Annotated in this window: 5 protein-coding genes; 1 reads left to right on the top strand and 4 read right to left on the bottom strand. The window is 37.0% G+C overall.

What is annotated here, in order from left to right:
* Positions 1-533: 533 nt before the first annotated feature.
* Both Q5N74_RS17315 and Q5N74_RS17310 read right to left on the bottom strand, forming a co-directional pair.
* Positions 534-1169 (bottom strand): hypothetical protein, encoded by a 636-nt coding sequence (locus Q5N74_RS17315; RefSeq protein WP_304390259.1) that lies wholly within the window; start codon positions 1167-1169, stop codon positions 534-536.
* A gap of 4 nt (positions 1170-1173) precedes the next feature.
* Positions 1174-1668 carry an RNA polymerase sigma factor gene (locus Q5N74_RS17310; protein ID WP_304390258.1) on the bottom strand — a complete coding sequence of 165 codons (495 nt, stop codon included), beginning with the start codon at positions 1666-1668 and terminating at the stop codon, positions 1174-1176.
* Between the two features lie 492 nt (positions 1669-2160).
* Between Q5N74_RS17310 and Q5N74_RS17305 the strand changes: the two genes are divergently transcribed.
* On the top strand, positions 2161-4314 hold the full coding sequence (locus Q5N74_RS17305; protein ID WP_304390257.1) for a TonB-dependent receptor: 2154 nt from the start codon (positions 2161-2163) through the stop codon (positions 4312-4314).
* A gap of 151 nt (positions 4315-4465) precedes the next feature.
* Here Q5N74_RS17305 and Q5N74_RS17300 read toward each other — a convergent pair whose 3' ends face one another.
* Positions 4466-5344, bottom strand: coding sequence for a pirin family protein (locus Q5N74_RS17300; protein WP_304390256.1), 879 nt, complete (start codon positions 5342-5344; stop codon positions 4466-4468).
* Positions 5345-5495: 151 nt separating this feature from the next.
* Positions 5496-6122, bottom strand: a complete 627-nt coding sequence (locus Q5N74_RS17295; RefSeq protein ID WP_304390255.1) for a Crp/Fnr family transcriptional regulator — start codon at positions 6120-6122, stop codon at positions 5496-5498.
* Between the last annotated feature and the right edge of the window lie 111 nt (positions 6123-6233).

Here is a 6233-nt window from a genome sequence, read left to right as displayed (position 1 = left end):
TTGAACTGAATATCATGAGATGGCTTCGTGCCTCGCCATGACGTTGCGCATCGAACTTCAGGTCATTGCGAAGGAGGCACGACTGAAGCAATCTGTTTATTTTGAGTTGCTTATTTACTTTGAACTGAATATCATGAGATGGCTTCGTGCCTCGCCATGACGTTGCGCATCGAACTTCAGGTCATTGCGAAGGAGGTACGAATGAAGCAATCTATTTATTTTGAGTTGCTTATTTATTTTGAACGGAATATCATGAGATGGCTTCGTGCCTCGCCATGACGTTGCGTGTCAAACTTCAGGTCATTGTGAAGGAGGCACGACTGAAGCAATCTGTTTATTTTGAGTTAATATTATATTTTGAATAAATATGATGAGATGGCTTCGTGCTTCGTTATAACGTTCTGAAAAACGTTTTAGTTACCTTCTTTATGCGTTAGGGATTGCAGCGGAAAGCCCACAGCGACCCCGCTTTTTTGGGGGAGCGCGGACTTGTAGCGGAAAGCCCGACCCTTGTGGTAACGCCCAACTCCTAATTAAACTTCCAGCTTTTTTAATTCTTTATAATTTCGGTTTAGGCGTTTAAGTAGAAAGCCATAAAGGAGTTTGTAAAACAACCAGATTACGAATATAAATACCGCGGTACAGCCTGTAATTATAGCAAAAGCAACTAGTTTTTGTTTATCACTGAAATGCGAGATGGTGTCGGTTAATTCTGGGCTGTGTATGATGGCGAAATAGGTGCCTAATACCATAGAAACAAAGGCCATCGCTAAATTATAGATAACATAGTATTTTATAACCTTTCGGGTTTTTAAAATACTTTCCATGAGTTTTTTAGCATTATCTGTTACAGAAATGGCTTGATGCGATTTAAACAGTAGGTAGATAAATAACAGAATGATGGTGTAGCTAAATACGGTTAGTGCTCCAAACACGTAATCGTTGGTGTAAATGGCGTCTAAGCGTTCTTTGTAGCTATTGGATGTGAAATAAGGGATGATGCTTATTAAAATCCAAAACACCAATTCGGCAATGCTAATGTAAAAAAGGGTCTTCGCAATGGAGGACGATTTTTTATGTAACATGGGGTATATATCTTGGGTAGATAATTTTTTATGTTCTGGCTTTTCTTTGTTCCAGTCTTTTTTTAAGATGTCTAATTCGTCCATTGCCTTAGGGATTTAGAATGGTTTTTAGCTTGTTTTTAATTCGGTTCATTTTCACTCTGGCATTGACTTCGCTAATACCCATGGTCTCACTAATTTCACTGTAATTTTTGTCTTCTAGATATAGAAACACCAGGGCTTTTTCTATATCGTTGAGTTGATGTACTGCTTTATATAATACTTTAAGTTGTTGTTCTTCTGTGTCGTCATAAGCTTCTACGGATATTTTAAATTCTACACCTTGAAAATCTTGTGTGTTTATGCTACGTTTCGATTTTCGGTAAAGCGTTATGGCGGTATTTAATCCTACTCGATACATCCAAGTACTAAACTTGGCATCGCCACGAAACTTTGGGTACGCTTTCCAAAGTTGTATGGTTATTTCTTGAAACAAATCGTTATGTGCATCGTAATTATTGGTGTACAAACGACATACTTTATGTATGATGTTTTGATGCGCTTCAAGCAATTCAACAAAACTATGTTCTAGTTCTTTATTCAAATCGGTGGATTAGTTATTATTATAAGTAGCTTAAAGTTTTGAAATGTTACAGTAGGGTGTGAAGAATTTTAAAAAGTGATTTAAAATGGCGCTAAATTAAGAGGCTTTTTTTTACTTTTTTAGAAGTCTAAATGAACGGTATAGTAGTCGTTTTATGGTTTTGTCTGTTTTGTGTTGAGGTTAAATAAAAACTTTAGTTGAGTTATTTAACTATTTGGATAGTATTTGTTTAATGTATTGGTATAGATAAAATCTATGACGGCGTTTTTATTAAAAATACGGTATTTAGATAGGCTAATATAGGAAAAATATATTAAGTGAAAAGGAGACGGAAAGGAGGTAGGAAATAATCTGTAAACTGGCTTCATTTTTTATGTATGGTTTCATTAAAATAACTGTTCGTCCTCCTAATTTAACAGTTCGGTTATCTAAAATTTTAAAGCCATTCCTTTTGTTTCAAATTTGTATGGAAGAAACCGAAGAACCAAAATCATGCAAAAACTAATTACAAGTCTTGTTATTTTATTGAGTTTGAATTTAAGCGCACAAACAACCATTAACGGAAAAGTGACCGATGCAAAAGGCATGCCCATACCTGGTGCAAATATTTATTTGGAAGGCACTTATGATGGGAGCACGAGTGGTGAGAATGGCACATTTTCATTTATAACAACACAAACAGGAACGCAAACATTAATTGTTTCTTTTATGTCTTTTGAAACATTTACCATGCTAGGAGCTATTTCTTATATGCAAAATGTACATGTGAAGCTGCGTGAAGATGTGAATGCTTTGGACGCTGTGGTACTATCGGCAAGAACCTTTTCGGCAGGCGATACCAGTAAAGTAACAGTATTGAAACCTATGGATGTGGTAACAACCGCTAGTGCTTTGGGCGATTTTGTGGGGGCTTTGCAAACCTTACCAGGAACGACCACGGTTGCCGAAGATGGCAGATTGTTTGTGCGTGGTGGTGATGCCGACGAAACACAAATTTTTATTGATGGCATTCGGGTGTTTACGCCTTATACGCCCACCACCAATAATGCACCAACCCGTGGACGCTATTCCCCATTTTTGTTCGATGGTATTACCTTCTCGACAGGTGGGTATTCGGCTGAATTTGGTCAAGCGCTTTCCAGTGTATTGCTTTTAAATACCATTGATGAACCCGATCAAGAGAAAACGGATATTGGCGTAATGAGTGTAGGTGGAAGTTTGGGGAATACCCATAAATGGGACAAAAGTTCGTTGAGTTTTAATGTGTCTTATATCAACTTGGCACCTTATAATGCTGTGTTTACGAGTCGGAATGATTGGTTGAAACCTTTCGAAACGCTATCTGGTGAAACCGTGTTTCGAAAAAAAACAAGTAGCGGGTTGTTTAAATTGTATGGTGCTTTTGATGTGACTCAGTTTGAATTAACTCAAGAAGATATAAATGAAGAAGCGGGTGTTCATTTTAAATTGAAGAATAAAAATTTCTATTTGAATAGTTCGTATGAAGGGAGTATAAATGCTAATTGGTCCTATTTTGGAGGCATCAGTTTTACTCATGGGAATAATGATTTAGGCATCGTTGATAGTACTATTGCAGATGAAGAAAACTCGGTACATACCAAACTAAAATTCAAAAACCGAATAAGCAATCGTTTTAAGCTTTATTTTGGCGCGGAATACTTCGCTACCAATTTCAAGGAAAACTACAGCAATGGTTCTATAAATAACGCTAACTACGGGTATGATTCTAATCTGGTGGCGGCGTTTACAGAAGCTGATATCTTTATTTCTAAAAAGCTCGCGTTTAAAACAGGTGTACGTGCAGAATATAGCCAGTTGTTTGAAGCGTTTAGCATAGCACCGCGACTGTCTTTGGCCTACAAAACATCTGGTAAAAGCCAAGTATCGCTGGCTTATGGTAACTTTTATCAAAACCCATCGCGTGATATTTTAAAATTCAATCAAGATTTAAAAGCACAAAATACCTCGCATTTTATAGTGAATTATCAATATAATGCCGATAGAAAACTATTTAGAGCAGAAGCTTATTATAAAAACTATAATAATTTGGTAAAATATGATAGCGATTTTGCCAATTTCAACAGCAACTATAACAACAAGGGGTTTGGGTTTGCACGGGGTGTCGACTTCTTTTACCGCGATAGTAAAAGCATTAAAAATATTGATTATTGGTTGAGTTATTCGTTTTTAGATACCGAGCGCGATTATAAAAACTACCCAACAAAGGCACAGCCCAATTTCGCAAATACACATAACTTATCAGTTGTTGGGAAATATTGGATTAATGATTGGCGCAGTCAAGTAGGTTTTAGTTACGCTTTGGCATCGGGTAGAACGTATACCAACCCCAACGAAACGGGATTTTTGAACCAAAAAACAAAAGCTTATAATAGCTTGAGTGTGAATTGGGCGTATTTAATTAGTCCGCAAAAAATTCTATATGCTTCAGTAAATAACGTGTTGGGTTTTAAAAATATTAATGGCTACCAATATGCGAATACGCCCGATGGGAATGGGCATTTTAACCGACGTGCTTTACAACCCGCTGCCGATCAATTCTTTTTTGTAGGTTTCTTTTGGACTATCAGTGAAGATAAAAAGAGCAACCAATTGGATAATTTGTAGCCAGGTATTGTTTCCTAATGAAGCTCCTTTTTAAACTCAAAAACTTGGGTACACCAAATTATAAGTGTACTCCAAGTTTCTAATTTAATTCTAATTTTCACACATTCAAGTACGATTGTGTTATGAAGGTGTCACACGATTGCTTTAGGACTTAATCTTCCAAATGCCCAAATTTACCAAGATTGTAATCGTCTATAGCTTCAGCAATCTCTTCTCTGGTATTCATAACAAAAGGTCCTTGTGCAGCAATAGGTTCGTTTAACGGTTCTCCACTAAGTACCAATATTACCGAGTCTTCACTAGCTTCTACTTCAAATTGGTCGCCATCATTGGCCATTAAAGCTAAATGGTCGGTAGGTACTTGTTCGGTTCCATTTATTATAAAACTTCCTTCAATAGCTAATAATACGGTGTTGAAGTTTGCAGGAAACTGGAAACTCGCTTTACCTCCTTTTTTCAATTTGGCATTCATCATGTTTACAGGAGAAAAAGTGGAAGCAACACCTAATGTGCCTTGGTATTCGCCTGCAATAACTTCGATAGTGCCTGCATTATTTTCTAATGCGACGCGGTTAATGGTGTCGTATTTAATGGCTTGGTATTTTGGCGGACTCATTTTGTCCTTTTTAGGAAGGTTTACCCAAAGTTGTACCATTTGAAATTCGCCTCCTTTTTTACTCCATGCCTCCTCGTGGTATTCTTTATGGAGTACGCCACTTGCAGCCGTCATCCATTGGATATCGCCTTCACCAATAACACCGCCACCGCCGCCACTATCGTGGTGAGCCACTCTGCCTTTGTAGGCAATAGTAACTGTTTCAAAACCTCGGTGTGGGTGTACCCCAACGCCTTTGGGTTTGGTTGCGGGTGGAAATACATATTTAGAATTATAATCCATCATAATAAACGGATCCATTCGTTTCATATCCATTCGAAAGCCGCCAGGTATAAAATTGTGTACTCTAAAACCATCGCCTACAAAATGTGGTGATGGTGGTGCGGCTACTAATTCTACAGTTTTTGTTTTCATGTGTTTATAATTTTTTAGTGAACACATGTTACTTTCTTAGCATCATTCTCTTAATATTCAAGAGTTTGTTTCAGAAGTTTCATGGTTCTAAATTTTAATAATACAAAGTTAGAGCCATTAAAACGGTTGTGCATTGATCTATGTTAAGAAACTATTTTTTGAAGTTTTTTAGAGCTAAATCTTTCCGAACCCGACTTAAACCTTCGGGGGTTATACCTAAATAAGAAGCCACCATGGTTTGTGGTACACGCAGTAAAATATCTGGGTACATTTTTATGAAATGTAAATACCGTTCTTTTGCCGTAGCGCCTAAAAGGAGGTCGATGCGTTCTTGCAGTTGGCTAATGTGGTTATGTAGTAACCTGTTGTTGAACTCGGCAAAATTGGGGATTTTCTCAGACATTAATTTTTCATAATTCTGGTCTATCAACACCACTTGGCTATCTTCTTGTGCTTGTATAAAATATTTTGATGGCCTGTTGAAAAACACACTGTCCCTATCGGTTACAAACCAATCTTCAGGAACGAACGAGATGGTGTGTTCCTTTCCTTTTTTATCAATAGAATATTGTCTTAAAAGGCCTGTTTCAACAAAAAAGCCATGGTTACAATGTTCATTCGCTTGTAAAAGATAGCTGCCCTTTTTTACATTTTTAAATGAACAACTGGCAACGATGCTCGAAATTTCAGCTTCATCTCTATTTAAATGTGAAGCGATGTATGTTAAAAATTTCCCGGAGCTCATTTTATCTTGGTGCTTGTTTTCAATACCTGTCAATTTATGAAAAATGCTTTTTTTATCGAAGGTAAAACGAATATAGTTGCTTTATTCTATTAAATCAACTCGGGGTTTTTGTGAAATGAAGCGGTTTGCACATTTCATCCCCGA

This window comes from Mariniflexile sp. AS56 (genome assembly GCF_030552475.1).
Lineage (GTDB): Bacteria > Bacteroidota > Bacteroidia > Flavobacteriales > Flavobacteriaceae > Mariniflexile.
Note: the sequence above shows the minus strand (reverse complement) of the source record. Positions and strands in the feature narration are given on the sequence as shown.

Coding starts and splice junctions, on each gene's coding strand:
- Q5N74_RS17315 (WP_304390259.1), bottom strand. CDS start 1,169: ATGGACGAATTAGACATCTTAAAAAAAGACTGGAACAAAGAAAAGCCA.
- Q5N74_RS17305 (WP_304390257.1), top strand. CDS start 2,161: ATGCAAAAACTAATTACAAGTCTTGTTATTTTATTGAGTTTGAATTTA.
- Q5N74_RS17300 (WP_304390256.1), bottom strand. CDS start 5,344: ATGAAAACAAAAACTGTAGAATTAGTAGCCGCACCACCATCACCACAT.